Source organism: Streptomyces sp. NPDC059851, assembly GCF_042732005.1.
Classification (GTDB): Bacteria; Actinomycetota; Actinomycetes; order Streptomycetales; family Streptomycetaceae; genus Streptomyces.
Window position 1 is genome coordinate 24,886 of record NZ_JBHWJJ010000049.1, and the last position, 25,092, is coordinate 49,977.

At 72.8% G+C, this 25,092-nt stretch carries 25 protein-coding genes; 13 read left to right on the plus strand and 12 right to left on the minus strand.

From position 1 onward, the window contains the following. Positions 1-164 precede the first annotated feature (164 nt). Positions 165-1,070 (plus strand): Gfo/Idh/MocA family protein, encoded by a 906-nt coding sequence (locus ACFV7Q_RS18910; protein ID WP_385429768.1) that lies wholly within the window; start codon positions 165-167, stop codon positions 1,068-1,070. 45 nt (positions 1,071-1,115) lie between these two features. On the opposite strand, the gene ACFV7Q_RS18915 is transcribed toward ACFV7Q_RS18910, so the two are convergent. From ACFV7Q_RS18915 to ACFV7Q_RS18930, 4 genes are all read right to left on the minus strand, one after another. Next, positions 1,116-2,051, minus strand: a complete 936-nt coding sequence (locus tag ACFV7Q_RS18915; RefSeq protein ID WP_385429732.1) for a hypothetical protein — start codon at positions 2,049-2,051, stop codon at positions 1,116-1,118. A 110-nt stretch (positions 2,052-2,161) separates the two neighbouring features. Beyond that, positions 2,162-2,740, minus strand: a complete 579-nt coding sequence (locus ACFV7Q_RS18920; protein ID WP_385429733.1) for a hypothetical protein — start codon at positions 2,738-2,740, stop codon at positions 2,162-2,164. Between the two features lie 204 nt (positions 2,741-2,944). After that, entirely contained in the window at positions 2,945-4,390 is a 1,446-nt protein-coding gene (locus ACFV7Q_RS18925; RefSeq protein ID WP_385429735.1) for a PLP-dependent aminotransferase family protein, read from the minus strand. A gap of 187 nt (positions 4,391-4,577) precedes the next feature. After that, on the minus strand, positions 4,578-4,949 hold the full coding sequence (locus ACFV7Q_RS18930; protein WP_385429737.1) for an ArsC/Spx/MgsR family protein: 372 nt from the start codon (positions 4,947-4,949) through the stop codon (positions 4,578-4,580). 107 nt (positions 4,950-5,056) lie between these two features. Here ACFV7Q_RS18930 and ACFV7Q_RS18935 point away from each other — a divergent pair, with 107 nt between their 5' ends. Continuing rightward, positions 5,057-5,314: a hypothetical protein gene (locus tag ACFV7Q_RS18935; protein WP_360639249.1), complete on the plus strand. Its 258-nt coding sequence runs from the start codon at positions 5,057-5,059 to the stop codon at positions 5,312-5,314. Between the two features lie 82 nt (positions 5,315-5,396). Here the strand turns inward: ACFV7Q_RS18935 and ACFV7Q_RS18940 are convergent, their stop codons facing one another. Beyond that, on the minus strand, positions 5,397-6,284 hold the full coding sequence (locus ACFV7Q_RS18940) for a nuclease (RefSeq protein WP_385429739.1): 888 nt from the start codon (positions 6,282-6,284) through the stop codon (positions 5,397-5,399). A 156-nt stretch (positions 6,285-6,440) separates the two neighbouring features. Next, positions 6,441-7,772 carry a PP2C family protein-serine/threonine phosphatase gene (locus ACFV7Q_RS18945; RefSeq protein WP_385429740.1) on the minus strand — a complete coding sequence of 444 codons (1,332 nt, stop codon included), beginning with the start codon at positions 7,770-7,772 and terminating at the stop codon, positions 6,441-6,443. 151 nt (positions 7,773-7,923) lie between these two features. Between ACFV7Q_RS18945 and ACFV7Q_RS18950 the strand changes: the two genes are divergently transcribed. The 3 genes from ACFV7Q_RS18950 to ACFV7Q_RS18960 all read left to right on the plus strand — a co-directional run bounded on the left by ACFV7Q_RS18950 (position 7,924) and on the right by ACFV7Q_RS18960 (position 11,053). After that, the gene (locus ACFV7Q_RS18950; RefSeq protein WP_385429770.1) at positions 7,924-8,589 is read left to right on the plus strand and encodes a VIT family protein; all 666 of its coding nucleotides are present in this window, start codon (positions 7,924-7,926) and stop codon (positions 8,587-8,589) included. 70 nt (positions 8,590-8,659) lie between these two features. After that, entirely contained in the window at positions 8,660-9,562 is a 903-nt protein-coding gene (locus tag ACFV7Q_RS18955; protein ID WP_385429742.1) for a TIGR01777 family oxidoreductase, read from the plus strand. Between the two features lie 234 nt (positions 9,563-9,796). Beyond that, complete coding sequence (locus ACFV7Q_RS18960) at positions 9,797-11,053, plus strand: NAD(P)/FAD-dependent oxidoreductase (RefSeq protein ID WP_385429744.1); 1,257 nt, start codon at positions 9,797-9,799, stop codon at positions 11,051-11,053. Positions 11,054-11,165: 112 nt separating this feature from the next. On the opposite strand, the gene ACFV7Q_RS18965 is transcribed toward ACFV7Q_RS18960, so the two are convergent. Beyond that, positions 11,166-12,611 (minus strand): regulator, encoded by a 1,446-nt coding sequence (locus ACFV7Q_RS18965; RefSeq protein ID WP_385429745.1) that lies wholly within the window; start codon positions 12,609-12,611, stop codon positions 11,166-11,168. 173 nt (positions 12,612-12,784) lie between these two features. On the opposite strand from ACFV7Q_RS18965, the gene ACFV7Q_RS18970 reads away from it, so the two are divergent. From ACFV7Q_RS18970 to ACFV7Q_RS18990, 5 genes are all read left to right on the plus strand, one after another. Beyond that, positions 12,785-13,123, plus strand: a complete 339-nt coding sequence (locus ACFV7Q_RS18970) for a hypothetical protein (protein ID WP_385429747.1) — start codon at positions 12,785-12,787, stop codon at positions 13,121-13,123. Between the two features lie 86 nt (positions 13,124-13,209). After that, the gene (lipB, locus tag ACFV7Q_RS18975; protein WP_385429748.1) at positions 13,210-14,013 is read left to right on the plus strand and encodes a lipoyl(octanoyl) transferase LipB; all 804 of its coding nucleotides are present in this window, start codon (positions 13,210-13,212) and stop codon (positions 14,011-14,013) included. 109 nt (positions 14,014-14,122) lie between these two features. Then, positions 14,123-15,076, plus strand: coding sequence for a lipoyl synthase (gene lipA, locus ACFV7Q_RS18980; protein ID WP_385429750.1), 954 nt, complete (start codon positions 14,123-14,125; stop codon positions 15,074-15,076). A gap of 248 nt (positions 15,077-15,324) precedes the next feature. Continuing rightward, positions 15,325-15,522, plus strand: a complete 198-nt coding sequence (locus ACFV7Q_RS18985; RefSeq protein WP_385429772.1) for a hypothetical protein — start codon at positions 15,325-15,327, stop codon at positions 15,520-15,522. 10 nt (positions 15,523-15,532) lie between these two features. After that, on the plus strand, positions 15,533-16,231 hold the full coding sequence (locus ACFV7Q_RS18990; protein ID WP_385429751.1) for a DUF4191 domain-containing protein: 699 nt from the start codon (positions 15,533-15,535) through the stop codon (positions 16,229-16,231). A 147-nt stretch (positions 16,232-16,378) separates the two neighbouring features. Here ACFV7Q_RS18990 and ACFV7Q_RS18995 read toward each other — a convergent pair whose 3' ends face one another. Beyond that, positions 16,379-16,846 carry an RDD family protein gene (locus tag ACFV7Q_RS18995; RefSeq protein WP_385429753.1) on the minus strand — a complete coding sequence of 156 codons (468 nt, stop codon included), beginning with the start codon at positions 16,844-16,846 and terminating at the stop codon, positions 16,379-16,381. Positions 16,847-17,031: 185 nt separating this feature from the next. On the opposite strand from ACFV7Q_RS18995, the gene glnA reads away from it, so the two are divergent. Then, on the plus strand, positions 17,032-18,441 hold the full coding sequence (gene glnA, locus ACFV7Q_RS19000) for a type I glutamate--ammonia ligase (protein ID WP_385429755.1): 1,410 nt from the start codon (positions 17,032-17,034) through the stop codon (positions 18,439-18,441). Between the two features lie 105 nt (positions 18,442-18,546). After that, positions 18,547-18,864: a MazG-like family protein gene (locus ACFV7Q_RS19005; RefSeq protein WP_385429756.1), complete on the plus strand. Its 318-nt coding sequence runs from the start codon at positions 18,547-18,549 to the stop codon at positions 18,862-18,864. On the opposite strand, the gene ACFV7Q_RS19010 is transcribed toward ACFV7Q_RS19005, so the two are convergent. Next, the gene (locus ACFV7Q_RS19010) at positions 18,836-19,528 is read right to left on the minus strand and encodes a TetR/AcrR family transcriptional regulator (RefSeq protein WP_385429758.1); all 693 of its coding nucleotides are present in this window, start codon (positions 19,526-19,528) and stop codon (positions 18,836-18,838) included. The two genes, ACFV7Q_RS19005 and ACFV7Q_RS19010, sit on opposite strands and share 29 nt — an antisense overlap. An 85-nt stretch (positions 19,529-19,613) precedes the next feature. Between ACFV7Q_RS19010 and ACFV7Q_RS19015 the strand changes: the two genes are divergently transcribed. Further along, a complete protein-coding gene (locus tag ACFV7Q_RS19015) occupies positions 19,614-20,384 on the plus strand; it encodes an SDR family NAD(P)-dependent oxidoreductase (protein WP_385429759.1) in 771 nt (256 codons plus the stop codon). Positions 20,385-20,413: 29 nt separating this feature from the next. Here ACFV7Q_RS19015 and ACFV7Q_RS19020 read toward each other — a convergent pair whose 3' ends face one another. From ACFV7Q_RS19020 to ACFV7Q_RS19030, 3 genes are all read right to left on the minus strand, one after another. Next, the gene (locus ACFV7Q_RS19020; protein ID WP_385429774.1) at positions 20,414-20,932 is read right to left on the minus strand and encodes a DUF4240 domain-containing protein; all 519 of its coding nucleotides are present in this window, start codon (positions 20,930-20,932) and stop codon (positions 20,414-20,416) included. A 202-nt stretch (positions 20,933-21,134) separates the two neighbouring features. Then, positions 21,135-23,819, minus strand: a complete 2,685-nt coding sequence (gene aceE, locus ACFV7Q_RS19025) for a pyruvate dehydrogenase (acetyl-transferring), homodimeric type (protein ID WP_385429761.1) — start codon at positions 23,817-23,819, stop codon at positions 21,135-21,137. Positions 23,820-24,066: 247 nt separating this feature from the next. Beyond that, positions 24,067-24,690 (minus strand): GntR family transcriptional regulator, encoded by a 624-nt coding sequence (locus ACFV7Q_RS19030; protein ID WP_385429775.1) that lies wholly within the window; start codon positions 24,688-24,690, stop codon positions 24,067-24,069. Between the last annotated feature and the right edge of the window lie 402 nt (positions 24,691-25,092).

Below are 25,092 nucleotides of genomic sequence, written 5' to 3' on the forward strand. Positions count from 1 at the left end.
CATTTCTCTGCCGTTGCCCATGTGTGAACCTCGTGTTACCGGGGTTTGCACCGCTGGTCGGGCGGCTTGTGCGGGTTGCGGTCAGCGGGCCCGGCCGGGTGGGGCAGACTGGGCGGGTGAGCAGTTCGTACGATTTCACCTCCGCAGGCGGCCCCGCGGAACCCATCCGTCCGCCCGCCGTCGACCGGCCCCGCGTGGGACTCCTGGGCACCGGCCCCTGGGCCCGCCGCACCCACGCCCCCGCACTTGCCGCTCACGCCGGCTCCGAGTTCGCGGGCGTGTGGGGCCGCCGGCCCGAAGCCGCCGCCGAGCTGGCCGACGCCTACGGCGTGAAGGTGTACGACGACCCCGACGCCCTCTTCGCCGACTGCGACGTCGCCGCCTTCGCCCTCCCGCCCGACGTTCAGGCCCCCCTCGCCGTACGCGCCGCCGCGGCCGGCTGCGGACTGCTGCTCGACAAGCCCGTCGCCACGACCGTCGAGGAGGCGCGGGCCGTCGCCGACGCCGCCGACCGGCACGGCGTCGCCTCCGTCGTCTTCCTCACCCTCCGCTTCGCCGAGCCCGCCGCGGGCTGGGTCGAGGAACAGGCCCGCCGCACCGGCTGGTTCACCGCCGCCGCCCACTGGCTCGGCGCCGTGTTCCCGCCCGACGGTGCACCCAGCGCCTACGCCGACTCGCCCTGGCGCAAGGCCAAGGGCGGGCTGTGGGACGTCGGCCCCCACGCGTTGTCCGTACTGCTCCCGGTCCTGGGCGACGTCACCTCCGTCACCGCCGCCCGCGGGCCCTCCGACGTGGTCCAGTTGGCCCTGCGCCACACCTCGGGCGCCGCGAGCACCGCCGTGCTCAGCCTGGGGGCGCCCGTTGCGGCAGCCGGGGTCGGGCTGGAGGTGCGCGGGGCCGAGGGGGTCTACTCGCTGCCCAACTGGACCGACGTACCGGGCGCGTACGGGCGGGCGCTGGACGCGCTGCTCACCGCCGCCCGGACCGGCGTACCGGACCCGCGCGACGCGCGGTTCGCGGCCCGGCTGACGGAGATCCTGGCGGAGGCGGAGGGACAGCTGGGGGCGTGAGCGGCTGAGCGGAGCCGGCCCTGGCCCCCGGACGCCGGAGCCGCGTCAGGTCAGGACGACGACCTTGTGCATGCCCCTGATCGCGTCCGGGAGCCCGGCCTTCCCGTCCGGGGCGAAGCAGGCGATCAGGTACGTACCCGGGGGCAGGTTCCGCATCTCCAGCAGCACGGAGCGGCCGGGGGAGATGACGCCGAGACCCACGGGCCGCCCGGTGTAGGGCAGCGGGCCGGGCGCGGTGCGGTCGAAGACCGCCTGGATCTGGGCGTCCGTGGTGCCGGGTGCGACGGGCTGTATCCCCACCTCGTGCAACTCCTGCGAGGCGTTGTGCACCAGGACGGTGTCCCCCGTCCGGTTCAGGCCGTGGACGTCGAAGCGGGGGCCGTCCGGGGTGTCCCGCGCGAGCACGAAACCGTCGGGGAAGCCCGTCGGCCTGCCGGGCCGCTGGTTGCCGTGCAGCCGCAGCGTCCGGGTGATCGGGTGCGCCGGGTCCTGGAGGAAGGCGCTGAAGTCCAGGAGGACGACTTCGCCCGCGGTGATCGGAGTGGTGAACGTCTCCGACACCGACGCCGTGACCTGGGCCCCGCCGAACATCTCCGCCTCGTCGCGCACCGCCAGCATGCCCTCGGCGGTGGGGATCGGCTTGCGGCTGACGGCCTTGGCGAGATCGGCCAGCACCTGGTCCACGGTCACGCCGGGGTGCGGCCGGAAGGCCTGCAGGAAGCGCCCGTTCGAGTCATCGGTCGTGACGCTGAACGACACCAGGCCCGCCGGCGCGGACTCCGGCGCCTCGATGCCGGACCCGGTGATCTTCACGTCGATCGGCTTCGGCGCACGTCGGTCGAGGCCCGCGGGGACGGCCTGTGCCTGGAGGGTGGTGTGATCGGCCGGGGCGGCGACGGCCGGACCGCCGAGGGACGTGGCGAGGACGAGAGCGGCTAAGGCCGCCGCTCGCCCCACGTGCTTGAGCAGTGCGGTACGCATGGGTCTCCTGTTCGTGGAACGGGCCCCCGAACCAGAGCACCTTCGGAATCCGGGCGGCGACAGCCATGCACACTACGGTCGGGACCGAAATCCGCGGTCTGAAAAGTGACTTATTTGATCACGGCGTTGGCCGCGATGATGACCACCCCGATGGCGGAGTCCGCGGCCCCGATCAGGAGTGAGGAACGGAGCCGGTAGCCCACCCGCAGCGCCACGAAAGAGCCCCAGCCGAACAGCAGCGCTGTGTTGAGGCAGAGGCCGACGGTGGTCACCACGGGGGCGTCCCAGTGGGCGAACCCGGCGATGACGAGAAGGGCCACGGTGGGCAACGTGGCCGCGATCAGCGGCCACTCGTGCAGCACCTCCCGCACCAGCATGCGCCACCGGTGCCCTGCGGAGCCGGGCTGGTGACCGGCCATGTGGTGCGCGTACCCGTGCGCCAGGGCCGCGGCGGCGGCGGTCACGAACACCCAAACGGCGTCCTGGAACGGGGTGTACTCGGCACCCTTCTCGTCGAGCGCAGCCAACAGCCCGGCCGCGAGCACGGTCCCGTACACCCCGCAGAACATCCAGTCGGCCCCGCGGTGGGGTGGGGTGAGGGGAATCCGGGGGGCTCGCGGGGTGTGGGGGGTGTCCGGGTTGTTCGGGTCGTGACGACTGGCGGGGTGGTCGTGGCGGTGGGGGGTCAAGACTGCTCCGTCCTTTTGCTGCGCTATGTCCCTTCTGTTGGGGTTACAGCCTACGAGGTCGGTGCGTGAGGACGGGATGAGGAAGCGCGGGGGCGGGAGCGAACCCGCGGTGGACCCTGCGCAGGGGCTGCGATGAGCCGGATGCCCGCCGAAGGTGCCCGCCTGCCGGCCCCCGCCCAGCCCTCCACCCCACTCCCCGGCTGATCACACCACCCCCCTCACCACTTCCTTCACCACCCCGACCAGCGCCTCCACCGCTCTGCCGAAGGCCGCCTCCGGGGGTGCGGCGTAGCCGACCACCAGGCCTTCGCGGGGCGGGGTCGGGGCCGTCGGATGGTGGTAGGCCGACAGGCCGTCCAGGGAGAGGCCCGCTGCGCGGGCCGCCGCCAGGGCGGCCTGCTCCGTCCCCGGTGGGAGGTCCACCACGGCGTGCAGCCCCGCGGAGATGCCGGTTACCCGGACGTCCGGAACGCGGGACGCCAAGGCTTCGACGAGACGGTCCCGGCGGGCGCGGTAGCGCTGGCGCATGCGCCGGACGTGGCGGTCGTACGCACCGCATTCGATGAAGTCGGCCAGCGCCAGCTGGTCCAGGGCGCTGGCCCAGGACTCCCGCTGCCCCTTCGCCGCGAGCACCTGCCCGACCATGTCGTCCGGCAGGACCAGCCAGCCGAGACGGACCGCGGGGGACAGGGACTTGCTGAGGGAGCCCGCATAGACCACGTGCCCGGGGTCCAGCCCCTGGACGGCGCCGACCGGCTTGCGGTCGTACCGGAACTCGCCGTCGTAGTCGTCCTCCACGATCAGTGTGCCCGTGGTGCGGGCCCACTCCACGGCCGCGGCCCGCCGTGCCGGTAGCAGCCGGGCACCCGTCGGGAACTGGTGGGCGGGGGTGAGGAGCAGGGTGCGGGCCCCGGCCGGCACGAGGTCGGTGCGGGCGCCGTCCACGTCCACCGGTACGGGATGCGGGCGCACCCCGGCGGCGTCGAGGATGCCGTGGTGGAAGGGCAGCCCGTACTCCTCCACGGCCCAATCGCGGGGCCGCAGCGAAGCGAGGAGGCGCAGGCCGTTGGCGAAGCCGGAACAGACGACGATGTTCCCCGGGCCGGTACGCACCCCCCGCGCCCGGGACAGATATGCGGCCAGTGCCCGCCGCAGCTCCGGGCGGCCCTGCGGGTCCCCCGGGCCGAAGGCCTCGGTGGGGGCCTGGGCGAGGGCCCGCCGGGCGCTGGTGGACCAGGCTCCCCGCGGGAAGGCCGCGGGGTCCGGCTTGCCCTGGAGCAGGTCGTGGAGGGGTCCCTCGGGGGCGGGCGCGGCCGGGGCGGTCGGCTCGTCGGTGGTGGCCACCCCCTCGGCGACGCGGGTGCCGGAGCCCTGCCGGGCCGTGAACCAGCCCTCGGCGACGAGTTCCGCGTACGCGTCGGCGACTGCGTTGCGGGCCAGCCCGAGGTCGGCGGCGAGGGCCCGGTAGGGCGGCAGTCGGGTCCCGCCGGCGAGCCGGCCGCTGCGGACGGCTTCGCGGAGGGCCTGGGCGAGGACGGTGCGGCGGGCGCCGTGTGGGGGGAGCTCCAGATGCAGGTCGGCGCCGCCACCCGGGCCGGGGGCGGCCCGGGTGTCCCCGCGCGGGACGGTGTCGCTGTCGTCGGACGTCATACCGGGGAGGGTAAGCGGCGCCGGCCCCCGGGCCGTTGGCGTCGGCGTTGGCGTCGGCGGCGGCGCTGGCGCAGGGCAACCCGGCGGCGGCCAGGTGGGGGGAGCCGCTCGACCCGTCGGCGTGTCAGCCGGTCCGTCAACCGACCGGCCCGTCAACCGACCGGCCCGTCAGCCGGTGGTGTCCCGTTCAGGGGCGGCGGGAGAGGGCCTCGCGGACCGCTTCCTCCGAGCGGGCGACGACTGCCGTGCCGTCGTCGGCGGTGATGATGGGGCGTTGGATGAGCTTCGGGTGCGCGGCCAGGTGCGCGATCCAGCGGGCCCGGGCCTCTTCGGTCTCCTCGCGCGGGAGGTCGCGCACGCCGGTCTCCTTCGCAAGGGGGTCCGAGGTGCGGGTGATGTCCCACGGCTCCAGGCCGAGCCGGTCCAGGACCGCGCGGATCTCGGCCTCGGACGGTACGTCCTCCAGGTAGCGGCGCACCGTGTATTCGGCGCCTTCCGCGTCGAGCAACGTCAGCGCGCTGCGGCACTTCGAGCAGGCGGGGTTGATCCAGATTTCCATGGCGTCCAGCCTAGTCAGAGCCCGTCTGGCCAGGGGCTTCTGTCAGTGCCCCCCGGTAAAATCGAGGGAGTACGACAGGAAGCCAACTACCGTTTGGGAGGCTGTAGATGGCCACTGCCAAGACGCTTCGGCCCGTCAAGAAGAAGCCGCTGCCCGCGGGGCTCCCCCGGGAGTGGTACGAGAGCCACAACCGCCGGCTGAAGGCGATGCGGCTGGCGATATCCCTGCTCGACTCGGGTACGTACGACGCGCGGCGCGCCACCAACCGGAAGATCCGCTCGGTGGCGGTGCGGACGGGGATCCACCGGCCGTCGAACACGACGTGCAGGCTGGTGCGTGCGTACATCGTGAGCAACGCGAGCTGACCCCTCGCCCCGCACGGCGGTTCCCCCGCCGTTGCGGTGCCGGGTCCTGCCGGAGCGGACCACGCCGGCAGGACCCACCCGCTCATTTCTCGTCGAAGACGATCTCCTCGGCATGGTGGGTCATCCGTACGGTGTGGCCGTTGCTGATCTCCACGATGTGCTGCAGGCCGGTGAGCTGCTTCGGGCGCTGCGGGATGCGGTAGGTGTCTGCGGCACCGGCCAGGAAGGCCGGGAAGCAGGCCAGCGACGGGTCCTCGGGGTTGAGGTCCAGGTAGTCCTTCAGCCGGCGGAACAGCTTCGGGAGGATCACCGCGCCGTTGCGGGCCGTGAGCGAGGACATTCCGGTGATCTTCGCCCCGGTGAGGGTCACGTCCGCCGCCCACAGCCCCCGCCCTTCGGGGGTGGTGGCCGCCCTCGCGGCCTGGGCGGCGTCGGAGAAGACCCCGCGCATGAAGCCGGGCAGGCCGGTGTAGAAGGTCGGGTAGGCCAGGCCGGACGCCACGAGGTGGTAGTTGGCGGTCTTCTTCAGCTGCTTCTCGCTGACGTCGATCCAGTAGCCGCTGTACGCGGGCGGGACGCGGCGGCCGACCAGGGCCACGCAGCGGCCGTGGGCGTCGGTGCCCCGGGTGAGGATGTAGCCGGGGACCTGTTCGGGGACGGTGGTGACGGTTTCGTCGTCGTGGCGCTGGACGTGGGTGAAGCCGAGCCAGCCCAGCAGCTCGTCCGCGGCCCGGTGGGCGAACTCGAGCGGCTGGTGCTGCTCCTGTTCGCCGACCCCGTAGTGGGTCTCCAGCGCGTCGACCCCTTCGAGTCGTACGGGGGCGCGGCCGTCGGCGCCGGGCAGGATCCGCGTGCATCCCGGCACGAGCCTCCACTCGGCCACGTCGTCGGGGATGAAGGGGAGGGTGTCGCCGTCCGGCCGGGCACCGCCGGACACCTTGAACGTTCCTCGGATCAGAAGCATGGACATGGCGACTCCCACGGGCGGTCGGGGCGGGGTCGGAGGCAGGGGCGGGGCGGTGCCAGTGGCGGGGCGGGGGCGGGGCGGGACCTACGGGCCGCGTTCCGTCACCGTACGCAATCGTCGGCCGCGCGCTGATGACGCACGGTGCGCGCCCCGGCGAATCTAGGGATGCTTCCTGTCCGGCTGCGACCGCCGTTCGAGCGACAGGACCAGCAGCGCCACGTCGTCGCCCGGCCCGCCCCCGGTGAAGGCCACCAGGTCCTGCCACAGGGCGCCGACCAACCCGGCCGGGTCCGCTGGCCCGGGCGCCGCCACCACCGGGACGCGGGTGGCCAGGGGGTAGAAGAACCCGGACGTGTCACGGGCCTCCGTGACCCCGTCGGTGTAGGTGAGCAGCCGGTCGCCGGGCAGCAGCGGGACGCCCGTCACCGCGGTGTCCTCCGGGGTGGTGAGCCCGAGCCCCAGCGGCGGGCCCGGCTCCACGGCCACCTCCGACACCCCCGGCCCGCGCAGCAGCAGCGCCGGTGGGTGCCCGCACGAGACGATCCGTACGAGGTCCAGCCCCGGCGGGAACTCCAGGAGCAGGGCCGTCGCGAACAGCTCTGGATGCCCGAGCCCGAACGAGGACTCCGCCGGGCCGGCCGACCCGGCCGACCCGCCCCCACCGGGTGCGCCGAGACCGCCCGGAGCGCCCGGAGCGCCCGTAGCGCCCGGAGCGCCGGGCGGGCCCGCGGTGCCCTCCGCGCCGCCAGGCGGGTCCTCCGCGCCGCCCCGGCCCGCCGAGGCCCCGGGATCCAGTGACCCCGCGGGCGGGGCGGGCTGCGCCGGGTCCGCCGCGTCCGCCTGGAGCCTGCGGTCCAGCCGGGCGGCGACCTCCGTGAGCTGCGCGTCGTCCAGTACTCCCTCGCGGAACGCGCCGAGCAGCGCCGCGACCGTGCCGACCGCCGCGAGCCCGTGCCCCTGCACGTCGCCGACCAGGGCACGCACCCCGTACGGCCCGGCCCGTACGTCGTACAGGTCACCGCCGACCAGGGTGCCGCGTTGCGCCGCCCGGTACAGCCCGGCGCAGCGCACCGGGCCGACGCGTTCCGGCACCGGCGGCAGGACGGCGAGCTGGGCCGCCTCCGCGACGGTCCGTACGTTGACCAGCTGAGTGTCCCGACGCCGCCGGACCCAGGCGATCACCACGCTGAGCAGCCCGACCGCGGCCACCGTGGCCAGGTCGGTGCCGCGCGGGTGTGCGCCGACGCCGGCCCACGGCAGCCCGAGCAGCACGAGCACCATCCCCGCGAAGACGGCGGTGCCGGCGGCTCCGTACGCGAACGCGGCCACCGGGGGCAGGCCCGCCAGGAAGAAGCCCAGCTCGACGTCGTCGGGGGTGAGCCGCTGCGCGAGCACCAGTACCACCAGCGCCACCACGGGTGCGACCCGGGCCCAGCGCGGCGGCGGTTCCCCGCGCAGCCAGCCCGGCTCCTGACGGCGCCGGCGTCTCACCCCTCTCACCCCTCCACCCTGGTACGGGGCTCCGGGCCGCGCACCCCGGACGGTCCGCCGGGTGGCCACGGGACGCCCCGGAACGGACAGTGGTCCCGTGACGGACACGACGCCGACGCCCCTGCCCGGCGAGCCGCCGCCGGGTACGGGCATGAGCACCCGGCTCAACTGGCTGCGGGCGGGGGTGCTCGGCGCGAACGACGGGATCATCTCCACCGCCGGCCTGGTGGTGGGCGTGGCCGGGTCGACCACCTCGCGCCCGGCGATCCTGGCGGCGGGGGTGGCCGGTCTGCTGGCCGGGTCGCTGTCTATGGCGGCGGGCGAGTACGTGTCGGTCAGTTCGCAGCGGGACTCCGAGCGGGCGGCGCTGGACCAGGAGCGCCGGGAACTGGTGCAGGAGCCGGAGGCGGAGCTCGACGAGCTGACGGAGCTGCTGGCCGCCCGCGGGCTGAGCCCGGAGGTGGCCCGGGAGGCGGCCGAGCAGCTGACGGAGCGGGACGCGCTGCGGGCCCACGCCCGGGTGGAGCTGGGCATCAACCCGGACGAACTGGCCAACCCGTGGCACGCGGCCTTCGCCAGTCTCGCCGCGTTCACGGTGGGAGCCCTGCTGCCCCTGCTGGCGATCCTCCTGCCGGGGCCGTCCCAGCGGGTCCCGGTCACGGTGGCGGCCGTGGTCGCGGCGCTGGTGCTGTGCGGGGTGACCAGCGCCCGGCTGGGCGGGGCCCCGGCCGGGCGGGCGGTGCTGCGGAACGTCGGGGGCGGTGCGCTCGCGATGGCGGTCACGTACTCGGTGGGCACCTGGATCGGCACGACCTGACCACGCCCCCCGCCCGACCCGCCGGGCGGTTCCCGCCCGCCCGCACCTGCCGCACCGGCATCATGGGGCCATGCGTATCGCGGTCACCGGGTCCACCGGCCTCATCGGCAGCGCCCTCGTACGGTCCCTGCGGGCGGACGGCCACGACGTGGTCCGCTTCGTGCGGCGGGAGCCCGCCGCGCCCGACGAGGTGCGGTGGGACCCCCGGCGCGGGTACGTCGACCCGGCGGGGCTCGCCGGCTGCGCGGCCGTCGTCCACCTGGCCGGGGCCGGTATCGGCGACCACCGTTGGACCGCCGCGTACAAGAAGGAGATCCGGGACAGCCGGGTGAACGGCACCGCCGCCGTGGCGCGGGCGGTGGCCGCGATGGACGAGCCGCCGGCGGTGTTCGTCAGCGGCTCGGCCGTCGGCTACTACGGCGACGCCGGCGACCGCACCGTCGACGAGACGGCCCCGGCGGGCCGCGGCTTCCTGCCCGAGGTGTGCGTGCAGTGGGAGGCGGCCGCCGCCCCGGCCCGGGAGGCCGGGGTGCGCACGGTGCTCGCCCGGACCGGACTGGTGGTCTCCGGCAAGGGCGGTGCCTGGGGGCGGATGTTCCCGGTCTTCCGGGCCGGGATCGGCGGGCGGCTGGGCGACGGCCGTCAGTACTGGCCGTTCATCTCCCTGCACGACGAGGTCGCGGCCCTGCGGCACCTCATCGACAGCCCGCAACTGTCGGGCCCGGTGAACCTGACCGCTCCTGAGCCGCCGACCAACCGCGAGGTCACCGCCGCGATGGGCCGAGTCCTGCACCGCCCGACGCTACTGGCCGTACCGGCGCCGGTGCTGCGCCTCGTCCTCGGGGAGCTCTCCGAGGACGTGCTGGGCAGTCAGCGGGCCCAGCCCGTGCGGCTGTTGGAGTCGGGTTTCGTGTTCCGCCACCCGAGGGTCGAGGACGCGGTCCGCGCCGCCGTCGCCCGCTCCGAGCCCTGACCCCGACCTCCCGCCTCCTACTACCCGCCTCCTGCCCCTGGTTCCGCACGGGGCCCTCGCCGCGCCCGCACGCACGAGGGCCGCGGCCCCGTCCCCGTGCGACCGTTCGTGACCCGGTTGCGACCACAATGCGACCGGATCCGACCGTAATCCCGCACCCAACGGTGGTTCCCCGGAAGCTCGTTGGGGGAAGGAGGATCCCCACACAGCCGCGCCGACCTCGGGGAGGGGCACGTGCTCAGCAGCTCACACCGCGCCGCACAGCATGCGGACGTCGTCATCGTAGGAGCCGGGGTCTCAGGACTCGCGGCGGCACAGCACCTGATCGCGGCGGGGGTCACCGTCACCGTCCTGGAGGCGGCCGAGGACCCCGGCGGCCGGATGGCCACCGAGCAGGCCGACGGCTTCCGGCTCGACCGGGTCGGCCAGCTCCTCAACACCTCGTACACGGAGCTGGACCGGACCCCCGGCCTCGCCGGCCTCGTCCTGCGTCCCTTCGCGCCCGGGGTGCTCGTCCACACCGACGGCCGGCAGCTGCGGGCCGGTGTCATGACGCCGGCCCGAGCGCTGGCCAGCCGGTCCCTCGACCAGGCCCGGCTCAGCGCCCACCTCGGCCGGCTCGCCGCGCTGCCCGTCGAACGCCTGATGGCCCGGCCCGAGCGCAGGGCCGCGGCGGCCCTCGGGACCCGGCCCCCGGCCGCCACCCTGCGGCCGCTGCTCGCCGCCCTGCTGCGCGACCCGGAGCTCACCACCTCCAGCCGCGTCGCCGACCTGGCCCTGCGCACCTTCGCCCGCGGCCGGCTCGCCGTGCCCGAGGGCGGCGCCGCGGCCCTGCCCCGGCTGCTCGCGGCCACCCTGCCGCCCGGCACCCTGCGCACCGGGGTCCGGGTCACGTCCGTGGCGACCCAAAGGGTCACCACCGAGGAGCACGGCGACTTCACCTGCCGCTCCCTCGTCCTGGCCACGGGGGCGCGGGCCGCCGCCGAGCTGCTTCCGGGGCTGCGGGTGCCGGACTTCCACGAGGTCACCGTCATCCACCACGCCACCCCTGCCCCGCTGCCCTGGGACGGTTCGCTGCTGCTCGACGGAGACCCCCGCTGGCCCGTCGCGCACACCGCCGTGATGAGCGCGGTCGACGCCACGCGCGCCCCGGCCGGCCGCAGCCTGGTCGCCACGACCGTGCTCGGCCCGCCGCCGCCCGTGCGCACCGTCGCCTCGCGCCTCGCCCGGCTGTACGACACCGCCACCCGGGACTGGGAGCTGCTGGCCGTCCACCACGCGCCGGAGGCCGTGCCCGCGATGCCGCCGCCCTACGACCTGCGGCGGCCGGTGCGGGTGCTGGCCGGGCTGTACGTGTGCGGCGACCACCGCGACGCCAACACCGTGCAGGGCGCCCTGCACTCGGCCCGCCGCGCCGCCACCGCCGTCCTGCGCGACTTCGGCATCCGGCTGCCGGCCACCGCCGAGGTCGCCCTCCCGGCGGTGGCCTGAGAAGAACCACAGGTCGAGGGCCCGGTTCCCCGCGCCAGGGGCCGGGCCCGTACCCATCCGCAACCGCGGTTCGGAACACCGCTGAGGACAGTGCCGCTGAGGACACCGCCGCTCAGGACAGCGCCGCGAGCCGGTCCCGGTAGGTCCGTACGGCCGCCGCGTCCCGGTAGGGCTCCAGCCGTCGCTCGAAGTCCCGTACGTACTCCACCGCCCGGACCGACCGCATCTCCATCGCCTGCTGCGCCGCCTCCGCGCCCAGCGCGCACGCCTGGTCCAGCTCGCCCAGCCCCAGCCGGGCCGTGGCCAGCACCACCCGGCAGAACAGCCGCGAGCGGGCGAGCGCCGGGGCCCGCAGCTGCAACGAGCGCTCCGCGTGCTGGGCCGAGGCCCGGTACTGCTGGAGGTCCCGGTGGCAGTGCCCGAACTCGTCGGCCAGCTGGGCCTCGTCGAAGGACCGCGCCCAGTGAGGCACGTCATCCCCGGGCCGGGCCGCGCCCAGCGCCCGCTCGGCCCGGACCAGGGAGGCCGTCGCCGCCCGCACCTCGCCGAGGACCGCGTGCCCGCGGGCCTCCGCCGAGTGCAGCAGCGCCTGGACCAGGGGCGGGGGCCCGGAACCGACGCCCTGCTGGGCGACGCGGGCCAGCTGGACCGCCTCCCGGCCGTGGCCCAGGTACACCGCCTGCCGGCTCATGGTGACCAGCACGTACGCCCCGAAGGGCCGGTCCGCGGCGGCCTGCGCCAGCCGCAGCGCCTGGACGAAGTAGCGCTGGGCGAGCCCGTGCGCGGCGATGTCGTACGAGGTCCAGCCGGCGAGCCGGGTCAGGTCGGCGGCGGCCGCGAACAGCCGGCGGCCGGTGGCCTCCCCGTAGGTGCCGCGCAGCATCGGCTCGGCCTCGTGCTCCAGGTAGCGCACCAGGGCCTGGCGGGCGTGCCCGCCGCCGTACGTCTGGTCCAGGGTCTTGAACAGTTCGCTGACCGAGCGCAGCGCGGCGATGTCCCCGCTGGTCACGCGCTGGCCCGGCCCCCGGTCGATCTGCCGCTGGCGGGGGACGGTGCCCCGGCCCTGGGCTGGGACGCGGGGGGCCGCGGCCGCCGGGTCCGTGCCGCGGCCCACGTGCTCGTCCGGCCGCCCGATCAGCCAGTCCCGGCTGGGAACGACCAGCCCGGCCGGGGTGAAGGCGATCTTCCGCAGTTCGGCGTGGGAGCCGGAATCCTTGCGCCACAGTCCGCTGGCGATGTCGACGGCCTCCTCCGGGGTGGCCGCGAACTCCAGGCCCGCGTAGACGGGCGCGCAGGCGTCCAGGCCGAGGTCCTGGGCGGAGAGCCGCCGGCCCAGGCGCCGGGTGAACACCTCGGCGATCAGTGCGGGGGTGGTTCCACGGGGCTGCTGGCCGCGCAGCCACCGGGTGACGGAGGTCTTGTCGTACCGCAGGTCGAGGCCGTGTTCCAGGCCCAGCTGGTCGACGCGGCGGGCCAGACCTGCGTTGGAGAACCCGGCTTCCGCGATCAGCGCCGCGAGCTGCCGGTTGGGGACGTGCTGGGCGGGGCGTTCCGTCATCGGCTCCACGGTTTCCTGACGTGACGGACCGGAGGTTCGGCCCTGTGAACGGCGTGAATGTAGCGGCGAACTTCCCTTGTGCCGTCCTCTGTGCCCCATATTCATCCGATCGTGTGCAGAATCGGTGGGGCTCTTTACGGCCGCGTCGACGCCCGCCGCGTACGCTGCGCCCCATGACCCGCAGGCCGACCAGGGCGGAGCCGCCCTCCGACTCCACCACGCAGCCGCTCCGCGCACCCGAGATCACCGAGGCGGAGTGCCGCCGGTGCGGTACGTACATCGCGGGTCTCGACGGGCGGTACGCGTGCGGGGTGTGCGGCTGGGTCAACGACCACTCCGAGGGGCACCGGCGACTGCCGCGCGCCGACGAGGACCCGGACCGGCCGCCCAAGGGGCGCAGGCGGCCCCCGCTGCTGCCGGGGCTGCCGCCGGCGCCGGCGCCCGCTCCGGCTCCGGAGCCCGAACCGCAGTCCGGGAACGTGCCGGGCCGGGGGGTCTCGGCGGGCGGCTGAGGGCCGCCGGAGCGGTGGTGGCCGGCCGCCGTACCCTTGGCTGGTGCGGTACGTGCACACAGCAGGTTCAACGAGGAGGCGCTGCGGTGGCTGAGCTTGGGTTTGTCCATCTGGGCTTCGGACCGGACGACTACATCGAGTACACCGAGGCCTGGGAAGAGCAGCGCCGGGTCCACGCCGCCCGCTTCGCGGACGAGGTCGAGGACACCTGCCTGCTGCTGGAGCACCAGCCGGTCTACACGGCCGGGCGGCGCACCGCCGACAGCGAACGCCCGCTCGACGGCACGCCCGTCGTCGACGTGGACCGCGGCGGCAAGATCACCTGGCACGGCCCGGGCCAACTGGTCGGCTACCCGATCATGAAGCTGCCGCGGCCGGTGGACGTCGTCGCGCACGTGCGCCGGCTGGAGGAGGCGCTGATCCGCACCGCCGCCGACTTCGGCCTGGAGACCACCCGGGTGGAGGGCCGCTCCGGCGTGTGGGTGCTGGGCGACCCCGTGGAGCAGCGCCCGAAGATCGGCGGCCTCTCCCTGGACCTGGACCCGCGCCTGCACGACGAGGAGTTCGACGCCCGCCTGAACGGGCCCGAGTACGCTCCCTCCAACGCCGGCCAGCGCCGCGAGGACCGCAAGCTGGCGGCGATCGGCATCCGCGTCGCCAAGGGCGTCACCATGCACGGCTTCTCGTTCAACGTGAATCCCGACAACACCTGGTTCGACCGGATCGTGCCCTGCGGCATCCGCGACGCCGGTGTGACGTCCCTCTCGTACGAACTGGGCCGCGCGATCACCGTGACCGAGGTGCTGCCGGTGGTCGAGAAGCACCTGAAGGACGTACTGGAGAACGCCGACCTGCGTCCGCGGGAGATCGAGACCGTCCCGGGGGCGTAGCCGCCGGGGAATGCGTCCGGCCGCCCGCAGGTTGGCCGGCGTAAGAGCGTATGAAATTACGGGCGTACCCTGGTGGGCGCCGAGGAATCACAGTCACAGGGAGCCGGTCGTGTCCGCAGTCGCACCCGACGGACGCAAGATGCTGCGCCTGGAGGTCCGTAACAGCCAGACCCCCATCGAGCGCAAGCCCGAGTGGATCAAGACCCGGGCGAAGATGGGTCCCGAGTACACGAAGATGCAGAACCTCGTGAAGGGCGAGGGCCTGCACACGGTGTGCCAGGAAGCCGGTTGTCCGAACATCTACGAATGCTGGGAGGACCGCGAGGCCACCTTCCTCATCGGCGGCGACCAGTGCACCCGGCGCTGTGACTTCTGCCAGATCGACACCGGCAAGCCCGAGGCCCTGGACCGGGACGAGCCCCGCCGCGTCGGCGAGTCGGTCGTCACGATGGACCTGAACTACGCAACCATCACCGGCGTCGCCCGCGACGACCTGGAGGACGGCGGTGCCTGGCTGTACGCGGAGACCGTGCGCCAGATCCACGAGCAGACGGCCGGCCGCGAGGGCGGCCACACCAAGGTCGAGCTGCTGGCCCCCGACTTCAACGCCGTCCCGGAGCTGCTGGAGGAGGTCTTCGCCTCCCGCCCCGAGGTCTTCGCGCACAACGTCGAAACGGTTCCGCGGATCTTCCGCCGGATCCGCCCGGGCTTCCGCTACGAGCGCTCCCTCGAAGTGATCACCAAGGCCCGCGAGTACGGCCTGGTCACCAAGTCGAACCTGATCCTCGGCATGGGCGAGGAGCGCGAGGAGGTCACGCAGGCCCTGCGCGACCTGCACGAGGCCGGCTGCGAGCTCATCACCATCACCCAGTACCTGCGCCCGTCGCCGCGGCACCACCCCGTCGAGCGCTGGGTGAAGCCGGCCGAGTTCGTCGAGCTGGCGAAGGAGGCCGAGGAGATCGGCTTCTCCGGTGTGATGTCGGGCCCGCTGGTCCGTTCCTCGTACCGGGCCGGCCGCCTGTACCAGCAGGCGATGGACAAGCGCAGCGGAGCCGTCGCGTAGCAGCGTGTGACGTCACACACAAAGGTTACCAGCCGGTAATGCCGCATGGACGCGGCCCGTAGGCTCTTCGAGGGAAGAGGTCCGACGGGCCGCGTAAATGTTTCATCACCGTTTGACCGGCCGGTCATGCCCTGGTAACACCAATGAGTGACCATGGGTCAACGCACCGCGCACACCGTCGCACACCCGCGCCCCACCCGCAGTGCACCCTCCGGACCGATGTGAGCACCGTGAAAGGGAACGAGACCATGCAGGCCGCGCCCGTACGCGCCATCGCCATTCCGTCGTTCGCCGAGGCCTTCAGGGGCCTCGAATCGCTGCTCATGAGCGGCGCCCGCCGCAATGCCTGGACCGCGGTCCTGGAGGACCGCCGCCGCGCGAAGGACCGCGTCGAAACCGAGCACGTACTCGAGGCCGCTGCGACCCGGACCCCACGGGCCACGTAAACTTCGCTGTATGGCGAGGAAGGCAAACGCAGAGACTGCTGCGACAACCGGGCGACTGAAGCAGATCGCCCTCACGTACAAGATGACGCGCAAGGCCGACCCGAAGGTCGGTCTGATCCTTGCGGCCGTCGGAATCATCACCTTCGGTGTCTTCCTCGGGATCGGCTTCCTGATCGACCACCCGGTCTACCTGGGCATCCTGGGCTTCCTGGTGGCGTTCCTCGCGACGGCGATCGTCTTCGGGCGCCGGGCCGAGCGGGCCGCCTTCGGGCAGATGGAGGGCCAGCCGGGCGCGGCCGCGGCCGTACTGGACAACGTGGGCCGGGGCTGGTCGACCACCCCCGCCGTCGCGATGAACCGCAGCCAGGACCTCGTCCACCGGGCGGTGGGCAAGGCGGGCGTCGTCCTGATCGCCGAGGGCAACGCCAACCGGGTCAAGCCGCTCCTGGCCGCCGAGAAGCGCAAGCTCGCCCGGATCATGCCGGACGTCCCGGTGCACGACTTCATCGTGGGCAACGGCGAGGGTCAGGTCCCGCTCAAGAAGCTGCGCACCACCATGCTCAAGCTGCCGCGCGTGCTGTCCGGCCCCCAGGTCACCCAGGCCAACGACAAGCTGCGCGCCATGGGCGACCTCATGAGCAACATGCCGCTGCCCAAGGGCCCGATGCCGAAGGGCATGCGGATGCCGCGCGGCGGAAAGATGCGTTGATGCGTTGATGCGCTGAGCCGCTGTTCGTATACGACAACAGGGGCGCCCCCGAGCCGATGGCTGCGGGGGCGCCCCTGTTCCTGCGTCGGCGGTGACCCGGTTCGCCACGTTGCCGACCGGGTCCTCCACGTCCGTCGCGCGAACGGATCAGATCCGGACCTGGACCGCACGGGCCAGCCGGTCGTGCAGGCCGCGGCCGTCGCGGTCCCAGACCAGCGCCGGGATGACCAGGGCGAGCAGCAGCGTCCGCAGCACCACCCGGCCGAAGCCCAGCCGGCCGCCGTTCTCCGAGACCACGCGCAGGCCCACGAGTCGCTTCCCGGGCGTGAAGCCCACGGTGCCGAGGGTCAGGATGCTCAGTCCCACGAAGAGCAGCAGCGTCCAGTTGCCCGTAGCGGTCGCGTTGCCGCCGGTGATCAGCCCGTATGCGATCACCTGGCAGGCGATCCAGTCGACGGCCACGCCGCCGAGGCGGCGCCCGAAGCGCGCCGCGGAGCCGGGGCCGTGCTGGGGCAGGCCGAGCCGCTGGCCCGGGTAGCCGAAGTCGACGCCCATGTCCTCGGCCGCCGCGCGGGGGCCGGAGAGCCACGATCCCATTGCTTGCCTGTTGTCCACCCGACCACGGTACCTGTGGCGCTCCGCGCCCCTCCGGCCGGACCCTGGTTAACTTGTGCGAAACAAATGGGTCATGCTTGGGAAATCCCGTCTGCTTATGGTCGGGTCAGCGTGCGGCACCGCACTGACGCACCACGAGCTATGCAACCCGTCCCTCCCCCGGGGTCGGGAGTAGGAGGAGTTGGATGTTCCAGAACGCCGACGAAGTGAAGCAGTACATCGAGAAGAACGACGTCAAGTTCGTGGACGTCCGCTTCTGCGACCTGCCCGGTGTGATGCAGCACTTCACCATCCCGGCGCGGGCGTTCGACCCGGCGGAGGAGCTCGCCTTCGACGGTTCCTCGATCCGCGGCTTCCAGGCCATCCACGAGTCCGACATGGCCCTGCGGGCCGACATCAGCACCGCGCGCCTGGACCCGTTCCGCCGCGACAAGACGCTGAACATCAACTTCTTCATCCACGACCCGATCACGGGCGAGGCCTACAGCCGCGACCCGCGCAACATCGCGAAGAAGGCCGAGGCGTACCTCGCCTCCACCGGCATCGCCGACACCGCGTTCTTCGGGCCCGAGGCCGAGTTCTACATCTTCGACAGCGTGCGCTTCGCGACCACCGCGAACGAGGGCTTCTACCACATCGACTCCGAGGCCGGCGCCTGGAACACCGGCTCCGAGGAGAACAACCGCGGCTACAAGGTCCGCTACAAGGGCGGCTACTTCCCGGTCGCCCCGGTCGACCACTTCGCCGACCTGCGCGCCGAGATCTCCCTGGAGCTCGACGCCCAGGGCCTCCAGGTCGAGCGCCAGCACCACGAGGTCGGCACCGGCGGCCAGGCCGAGATCAACTACAAGTTCAACACGCTGCTCGCCGCGGCCGACGACCTGATGCTCTTCAAGTACATCGTGAAGAACGTCGCCTGGCGCAACGGCAAGACCGCGACCTTCATGCCGAAGCCGATCTTCGGTGACAACGGCTCGGGCATGCACGTCCACCAGTCGCTGTGGCAGGGCGGCGAGCCGCTCTTCTACGACGAGGCCGGCTACGCGGGCCTGTCGGACACCGCCCGCTACTACATCGGCGGCATCCTGAAGCACGCCCCGTCGCTGCTCGCCTTCACCAACCCGACGGTGAACTCGTACCACCGCCTGGTGCCGGGCTTCGAGGCGCCGGTCAACCTGGTGTACTCGCAGCGCAACCGCTCCGCCGCGATGCGCATCCCGATCACGGGCTCGAACCCGAAGGCCAAGCGCGTCGAGTTCCGCGCCCCGGACCCGTCCTCCAACCCGTACCTCGCCTTCTCGGCGCTGCTGCTCGCGGGCCTCGACGGCGTCAAGAACAAGATCGAGCCGATGGAGCCGATCGACAAGGACCTCTACGAGCTCGCCCCCGACGAGCACGCGAGCGTCCCGCAGGTCCCGTCCAGCCTGGAGAACGTCCTCAAGGCCCTGGAGGAGGACCACGAGTACCTCCTCGCCGGCGGTGTCTTCACCTCCGACCTGATCGAGACGTGGATCGACTACAAGCGCACCCACGAGATCGCCCCGATCGCCCAGCGCCCGCACCCGCACGAGTTCGAGCTGTACTTCGACCTCTAAGCCGCAGGCGATGAAGAGCCGCCCCCACTGCCGTCACGGCAGTGGGGGCGGCCCTCTTTTTTGACCGCGTCCCGCGGGTGCGGCCGTAGCCGCTAGGTTCGGGGCATGGACGATCAGTGGAAGACCGTCGCCGCGCTGGCGGCGACGTTCGACGCGCACGACCGCGCGCGCGGGATGGCGCACGAGGAGAGCGTGACCCTGCAGATCCTCAAGATCGGTGAGGAGTTCGGAGAGGCCGCCCAGGCCGTGATCGGAGCCAAGGGCACCAACCCGCGCAAGGGGAACTCGCACGGTTGGGACGACGTCGAGGCGGAGGTGGCCGACGTCGCCATCACCGCGATGGTGTCCCTGGCCCGGATGCGGCCGGACGCGGCCCGTTACTTCGCCGAGCAGCTCAGGCTGAAGGCCGACCGGTTCCTCTGACCTCCCCGGCCCGCGCCAGCAGCGGCATCGCCCCGGTCAGCTCGCGCAGGCTGCGGACCGCCAGCTCGGCGGGGGAGGCGGGACCGGTGCGCGGGGCGTCGGTGGTGGCCCACAGCTCCAGGGCGATGCGGATCGCGTCCGTGGCGGCCGCGGCGAGCAGGCGGACCCCGAGGGGGTCGGCGCCCTCGCCGGCCAGGCGGGCGATCACCGGGACGAGCTGCTCTTCGGAGTCCTGGTTCACGCGGTACCAGACGGCGCGCAGCGCGGGGTCGCCCGCCGCCGCGCGGAGCAGGCCGCGGGTCACCTCCAGCCCCTCCTCCACGGTCTGGGGGTCGGTGAGGGAGCGGGTGACGGCGCGTTCCAGGGCCTCGCCGAGGGGAGTGCCGGGGGTCTCCTCCGCGAGCAGGCCGCGCCACCGCTCGCCGCCGGTCGCCAGCAGCGGGCCGACGGCCTCCTGCTTGTTGCGGAAGTAGCGGTAGAACGTGCGCAGGGCGACGCCCGCCCGGTGCGCGATGTCCTCCGCGGTGGTGCCGTCGGGGCCGTGCGCGGCGAAGAGGGCGCAGGCGGCGCGGGCGATGTCGAGCTGGGTGGCGGCCTTGCGCCGTTCGGTCAGCGACTGTGCTCCGGGGCCGGTCTGGGGGGAGTACGGACGAGGGGATCTCACGTCAGAAGCCTACCCCTCCGACCCGACCGGGATGCACGCTTTGACACTCTGGCAAAACGCGTCATCTCGACGGTACGCTCGCCCCATGAACCGTTTCGAAGGACGTCGTGTCCTCATCACCGGCGGCGGCTCCGGCATCGGCCGCGCCACCGTCCACCGCATCCTCGCCGAGGGCGGCCGCGTCCACACCGTGGACGTCAACGAGGCGGGCCTCAAGGAGACCGCCGACCAGGCCCGCGCCGCCGGGCAGGAGGACCGGCTGACCACCGCCCTCCTGGACATATCCGACGAGGCCGCCGTACGGGCCGGCGTCACCGCCGCCGTCGGTCTCCTCGGCGGGCTCGACGTCCTCGTCAACGCCGCGGGCATCCTGCGCTCCGCCCACACCCACCAGACCAGCCTCGACCTCTGGAACAAGGTCATCACGGTCAACCTCACCGGGACCTTCCTGATGATCCGTGAAGCGCTGCCCGCCCTGCTGGAGGGCGACAAGCCGGTCGTCGTGAACTTCAGCTCCACCTCGGCCTCGTTCGCCCACCCCTACATGTCCGCGTACGCGGCCAGCAAGGGCGGCATCCAGTCCATGACGCACGCCCTGGCCGCCGAGTACAGCAAGCAGGGGCTCCGCTTCGTCTCCGTCGCCCCCGGCTCCATCGAGAGCGGCATGACGACCGGTGCCGGCCCCGGCCTGCCCGAGGACACCGACTGGAACCTGTTCGCGAAGCTCGCCCCGGCCATCGGACAGGGCTTCGCCGGCCCGGAGACCGTCGCCGGCGTCGTCGCGATGCTGGCCTCGGAGGACGGCGCCTTCATCACCGGTACGGAGATCCGCATCGACGGCGGCACCCACTACTGACCCGTTCCCCGGGCGGGAGGACAGGACGGTCAGGACCTGAAGCGCTCCCACAGCCGGGGGAAGCGCTCCGCGAGCACGGCTTCGTCCTCGAAGTCCAGCGGGGTGCCCTCCGGCTCCGCCGACTGGAGCGGAACGCCGAGGTCCGGCGCGACCATGCCGGTCAACTGCTCGTACGCCTCGTCGGCCGCGTACCCCAGCTCCTCGCCGTCCCCGTCGATCTCCTCGTCGAACTCGTCGAGGAGCTCCGCCAGCTGGTCGGGTTCGTGGACCGCGCCCTCGAACACCTCCCGCCCCTGGCCGATCAGCCAGCAGCGGAAGTAATCGAACACATCGTCACTCGCCCCGTCCAGCAGCACCCAGGCCGCGCCCCACAGGTCCCAGGTGTACGCCCGGTTGTAGCGGGACTCGAAGTGCCGGGCGAAATCCAGGACGGAGTCCGGATCGAGCTGCCCCAGCCGCTCCACGAGCAGGTCGGCGTGTTCCACCGGGTCGCCCCCGGCGGCTTCCCGGGTGCTGTCGACGATCTCCCAGAACTCCGTCTCGTCCATCACGGCATCCAGCATCACGGGTCCGCCGTGAGCCCGCCACCGCGAGAATCCGACAGTGCGTCCGCCGCGCCGGAACACCGGAGGAAGCTGAACACCGGAGGAAGCCGGAGGAATACCGGAGGAACGCCGGAGGAACGCCGGAGGCGGCCCCTCCCCTCGTGGGGACGGGCCGCCTCCGGCCGGTCACGTCGGGCGGTACGGCCTACAGGCCGTAGCGCTCGCGGGCCTCCTTGACGGAGGACGCCGGCACCTCGCCGCGGCGGGCGAGCTGGGCCAGCGCCGCCACCACGATCGACTGCGCGTCGACACCGAAGTGGCGGCGGGCGTTGTCGCGGGTGTCGGACAGACCGAAGCCGTCCGTGCCCAGCGAGGTGTAGTCCTGCGGGACCCACTGGCTGATCTGGTCCGGGACCTGGCGCATCCAGTCGGAGACCGCGAGCACCGGGCCCGGGGCGCCCTCCAGCACGCGGGTGACGTACGGGATGCGCTCCTCGCCGCGCAGCAGGGCCTCGTCGCACTCCAGCGCGTCGCGGCGCAGTTCGCCCCAGGACGTGGCGGACCACACGTCGGCGGCCACGTTCCACTCGGCGGCCAGCAGCTTCTGGGCCTCCAGGATCCAGTGGATCGCGGTGCCCGAGGCCATCAGCTGGATCTTCGGGGCGTCCGCGGCCGGGGCGGAGTCGCCCAGGTCAGCGGCGGTGTTGAACCGGTACAGGCCCTTGACGATGCCTTCCTCGACACCCGCGGGCATGGCCGGCTGCGGCTTCGGCTCGTTGTAGACCGTCAGGTAGTAGAAGACGTCCTCCGGGTTCTCCCCGTACATGCGCTCCAGACCGTCCTTGACGATCACCGCGATCTCGTACGCGAAGGCCGGGTCATAGTTGAGCGAGGCCGGGTTGGTGGCCGCGATCAGGTGCGAGTGGCCATCGGCGTGCTGCAGGCCCTCACCGGTCAGGGTGGTGCGGCCGGCCGTGGCGCCCACGATGAAGCCCTTGCCGAGCTGGTCGGCGAGCTGCCACATCTGGTCGCCCGTGCGCTGCCAGCCGAACATCGAGTAGAAGATGTAGAAGGGGATCATCGTCTCGCCGTGCGTCGCGTACGACGTGGCGGCGGCGATGAAGTCGGCCATGGCGCCGGCCTCGGTGATCCCCTCGTTGAGGATCTGGCCGTCCTTGGCCTCCTTGTAGTACATCAGCTGGTCGCGGTCGACCGGCTCGTACGTCTGGCCCAGGGGCGAGTAGATGCCGGCGGACGGGAAGAGGGACTCCATACCGAAGGTACGGGCCTCGTCCGGGACGATCGGCACCCAGCGGCGGCCGGTCTCCTTGTCCCGCATCAGGTCCTTGACCAGGCGGACGAAGGCCATCGTGGTGGCCATCTCCTGCTTGCCGGAGCCCTTCAGCAGCGGGGCGTAGGACTTGTCGGCCGGCTGCGGCAGGGCCACGTGGTGGACCTTGCGGGCCGGGGCCGGGCCGCCGAGGGCCGCGCGGCGCTCGTGCAGGTAGCGGACCTCGGGGGAGTCGGCGCCCGGGTGGCCGTACGGGACCACGCCGTCGGCGAAGGCGCTGTCCGGGATCGGGAGTCCGAGCAGGTCGCGCATGCCCTTGAACTCGTCGATCGTCAGCTTCTTCATCTGGTGGTTCGCGTTCTTCGACTCGAACCCGGCACCCAGGGTGTAGCCCTTGACGGTCTGCGCCAGGATCACCGTCGGCGCGCCCTTGTGCTCCAGGGCGGCCTTGTACGCGGCGTAGACCTTGCGGGGCTCGTGGCCGCCGCGCGAGGTGTGGAAGCACTCGGCGATCTTCGCGTCGGACAGCAGGCCGGCGAGCGCCACCAGGGCGGGGTCGCCGCCGAAGAAGTGCTCGCGGATGTAGGCCGCGTCACGGGTGGCGTACGTCTGGAACTGCGCGTCCGGGGTCTCGCGGAGACGGCGGACCAGGGCGCCCGTGGTGTCGAGCTGGAACAGCTCGTCCCAGGCGGAGCCCCACAGGGTCTTCACGACGTTCCAGCCGGCGCCGCGGAAGGCGCCTTCCAGCTCCTGGACCACACGGAAGTTCGCGCGGACCGGGCCGTCGAGGCGCTGCAGGTTGCAGTTGATGACGAAGGTCAGGTTGTCGAGGCGCTCGCGGGCCGCGAGGGCCAGGGCCGCCGTCGACTCGGGCTCGTCCATCTCGCCGTCGCCGAGGAAGGCCCAGACGTGCGAGTTGGAGGTGTCCTTGATCCCGCGGTTCTCCAGGTAGCGGTTGAACCGCGCCTGGTAGATCGCGGACAGCGGGCCGAGGCCCATGGAGACCGTGGGGAACTCCCACAGCCAGGGCAGGCGCCGCGGGTGCGGGTAGGAGGGCAGGCCGTTGCCGCCGGACTCCTGGCGGAAGTTGTCGAGCTGCTGCTCGGAGATGCGCCCGTCGAGGAAGGCGCGGGCGTAGATGCCGGGGGAGGCGTGGCCCTGGACGTAGATCTGGTCGCCCGAACCGTCCGTCTCCTTGCCGCGGAAGAAGTGCTGGAAGCCGGTCTCGTACAGCCAGGCCGCGGACGCGAAGGTGGCGATGTGGCCGCCGACGCCGTACTTGGAGCCGCGGGTCACCATGGCGGCCGCGTTCCAGCGGTTCCACGCGGTGATGCGGGCCTCCATCTCCTCGTCACCGGGGAAGGCCGGCTCGGCGGAGGTGGGGATGGTGTTGACGTAGTCCGTCTCCAGCAGCTTCGGCAGGGCCAGGCCGGCGGCCTCGGCGTGCTGGAGGGTGCGGCGGAGCAGGTATTCGGCGCGGCGCGTACCGGCGGCCTGGGCGACGGCGTCGAGCGAGGCCGCCCATTCGGCGGTCTCTTCGGTGTCGCGGTCCGGGAGCTGGTCGAGCTCGCTCGGAAGCTTTCCTACGGGGTCGGACATCGGTGTGCGCCGCCTTCCGGACAAAGGAGAGGTGGTGAAGAAGATCCCTGACGGGCAGGACAGGGTGGGCGGACCCGGTTGGGGTCCGCGAAGACTGTAAATCCCTGATCGATGATCGATCAAACGATTGCGTCCAAGTTAAGGGACATCAACGAAAAGTCGGCACGGGGTGCCAGCAAAACAGACACCGCGTGCCGGGCAAATCGGGGCAAACGGGCCTGGTGGCCGGGTCGGCGATTCGGCGATGTCAGGCGCGGGGCGCGCACCCCAGGACATGCCGCTTCACCAGCACCCCGATCTCCGGATCCTGGTTGCGGAAGGCCTCGACGAGCGCCGCGTGCTCCTCCGCGTACGACTTCTGCACCGTCCCCAGCCAGCGGATCGACAGCGCCGTGAACACCTCGATGCCCAGGCTCTCCCAGGTGTGCAGCAGCACGCTGTTCCCCGCCGCCCGCACCATCTCCCGGTGGAACCCGACCGTGTGCCGCACCTGCGCCGTGCCGTCCGAAGCCCGGTCCGCCTCCCACAGCGCCGCGACGTGCGGCTCCAACGCCGAACAGTCCGTCGCCAGCTTCGGCGCGGCCAGCTCGGCCGCGATCTGCTCCAGGCCGGCCCGGACCGGGTAGATCTCCTCCAGGTCCACCGCCGTGAGATTCCGCACCCGGACGCCCTTGTTCGGCGCCGACTCGATCAGCCGCAGCGTCTCCAGCTCGCGCAACGCCTCGCGCACCGGCGTCTGGCTGACCTCCAGCTCCACCGCGATCCGCCGCTCCACGATCCGCTCGCCCGGCTTCCAGCGTCCGCTGACGATCCCCTCCACGATGTGCTCGCGGATCTGCTCGCGCAGCGAGTGCACGACGGGTGGGGTGATCATCGGGGCTTCATCTCCTGGAACGGCGGGCGGAGTCTGATCGTGCGCAGTCTGATGCGTAGACAATACGGCGCAGTAGGCCCACGGTCAGCGTCCGCGGTCGTGGACGCCGGGGTGAGGCTGGTTACAGCACAGCCAACGGGTCCTCCGCGGTCCGCTGCAGCGCGATGAGAAATGAGCTGCCTGAATTTTCCCGATCAGTCTGCGGGGAGTGCGGGGCGTGCGGGGTGTGCGGGGTGCGGGGTGCGGGGAGGGGGCGGGGTGACGGTCGGGCGGGGGCGGAGGGGCGACTGGGGTTTCCCGGCCGCCCGTTGTCCTTCCGGTGCGGGTCCGTAAAGGGCGCTCCTTCGTCGCGTCGCGTTGCGATGGCCTTCGGCCACCCTTGACGGCCCGACCCACACC

Excerpts from the sequence above, each read along its gene's own strand:
- ACFV7Q_RS18985 (WP_385429772.1), top strand. The coding sequence starts at position 15,325 with ATGCAGGCCGCGCCCGTACGCGCCATCGCCATTCCGTCGTTCGCCGAG.
- ACFV7Q_RS19005 (WP_385429756.1), top strand. The coding sequence starts at position 18,547 with ATGGACGATCAGTGGAAGACCGTCGCCGCGCTGGCGGCGACGTTCGAC.
- ACFV7Q_RS18915 (WP_385429732.1), bottom strand. The coding sequence starts at position 2,051 with ATGCGTACCGCACTGCTCAAGCACGTGGGGCGAGCGGCGGCCTTAGCC.
- aceE (WP_385429761.1), bottom strand. The coding sequence starts at position 23,819 with ATGTCCGACCCCGTAGGAAAGCTTCCGAGCGAGCTCGACCAGCTCCCG.
- glnA (WP_385429755.1), top strand. The coding sequence starts at position 17,032 with ATGTTCCAGAACGCCGACGAAGTGAAGCAGTACATCGAGAAGAACGAC.
- ACFV7Q_RS18930 (WP_385429737.1), bottom strand. The coding sequence starts at position 4,949 with ATGGAAATCTGGATCAACCCCGCCTGCTCGAAGTGCCGCAGCGCGCTG.
- ACFV7Q_RS18950 (WP_385429770.1), top strand. The coding sequence starts at position 7,924 with ATGAGCACCCGGCTCAACTGGCTGCGGGCGGGGGTGCTCGGCGCGAAC.
- ACFV7Q_RS19020 (WP_385429774.1), bottom strand. The coding sequence starts at position 20,932 with ATGGACGAGACGGAGTTCTGGGAGATCGTCGACAGCACCCGGGAAGCC.
- ACFV7Q_RS18925 (WP_385429735.1), bottom strand. The coding sequence starts at position 4,390 with ATGACGTCCGACGACAGCGACACCGTCCCGCGCGGGGACACCCGGGCC.
- ACFV7Q_RS18940 (WP_385429739.1), bottom strand. The coding sequence starts at position 6,284 with ATGTCCATGCTTCTGATCCGAGGAACGTTCAAGGTGTCCGGCGGTGCC.
- ACFV7Q_RS18970 (WP_385429747.1), top strand. The coding sequence starts at position 12,785 with ATGACCCGCAGGCCGACCAGGGCGGAGCCGCCCTCCGACTCCACCACG.
- ACFV7Q_RS19015 (WP_385429759.1), top strand. The coding sequence starts at position 19,614 with ATGAACCGTTTCGAAGGACGTCGTGTCCTCATCACCGGCGGCGGCTCC.
- ACFV7Q_RS18965 (WP_385429745.1), bottom strand. The coding sequence starts at position 12,611 with ATGACGGAACGCCCCGCCCAGCACGTCCCCAACCGGCAGCTCGCGGCG.
- ACFV7Q_RS18990 (WP_385429751.1), top strand. The coding sequence starts at position 15,533 with ATGGCGAGGAAGGCAAACGCAGAGACTGCTGCGACAACCGGGCGACTG.
- ACFV7Q_RS18955 (WP_385429742.1), top strand. The coding sequence starts at position 8,660 with ATGCGTATCGCGGTCACCGGGTCCACCGGCCTCATCGGCAGCGCCCTC.
- ACFV7Q_RS18935 (WP_360639249.1), top strand. The coding sequence starts at position 5,057 with ATGGCCACTGCCAAGACGCTTCGGCCCGTCAAGAAGAAGCCGCTGCCC.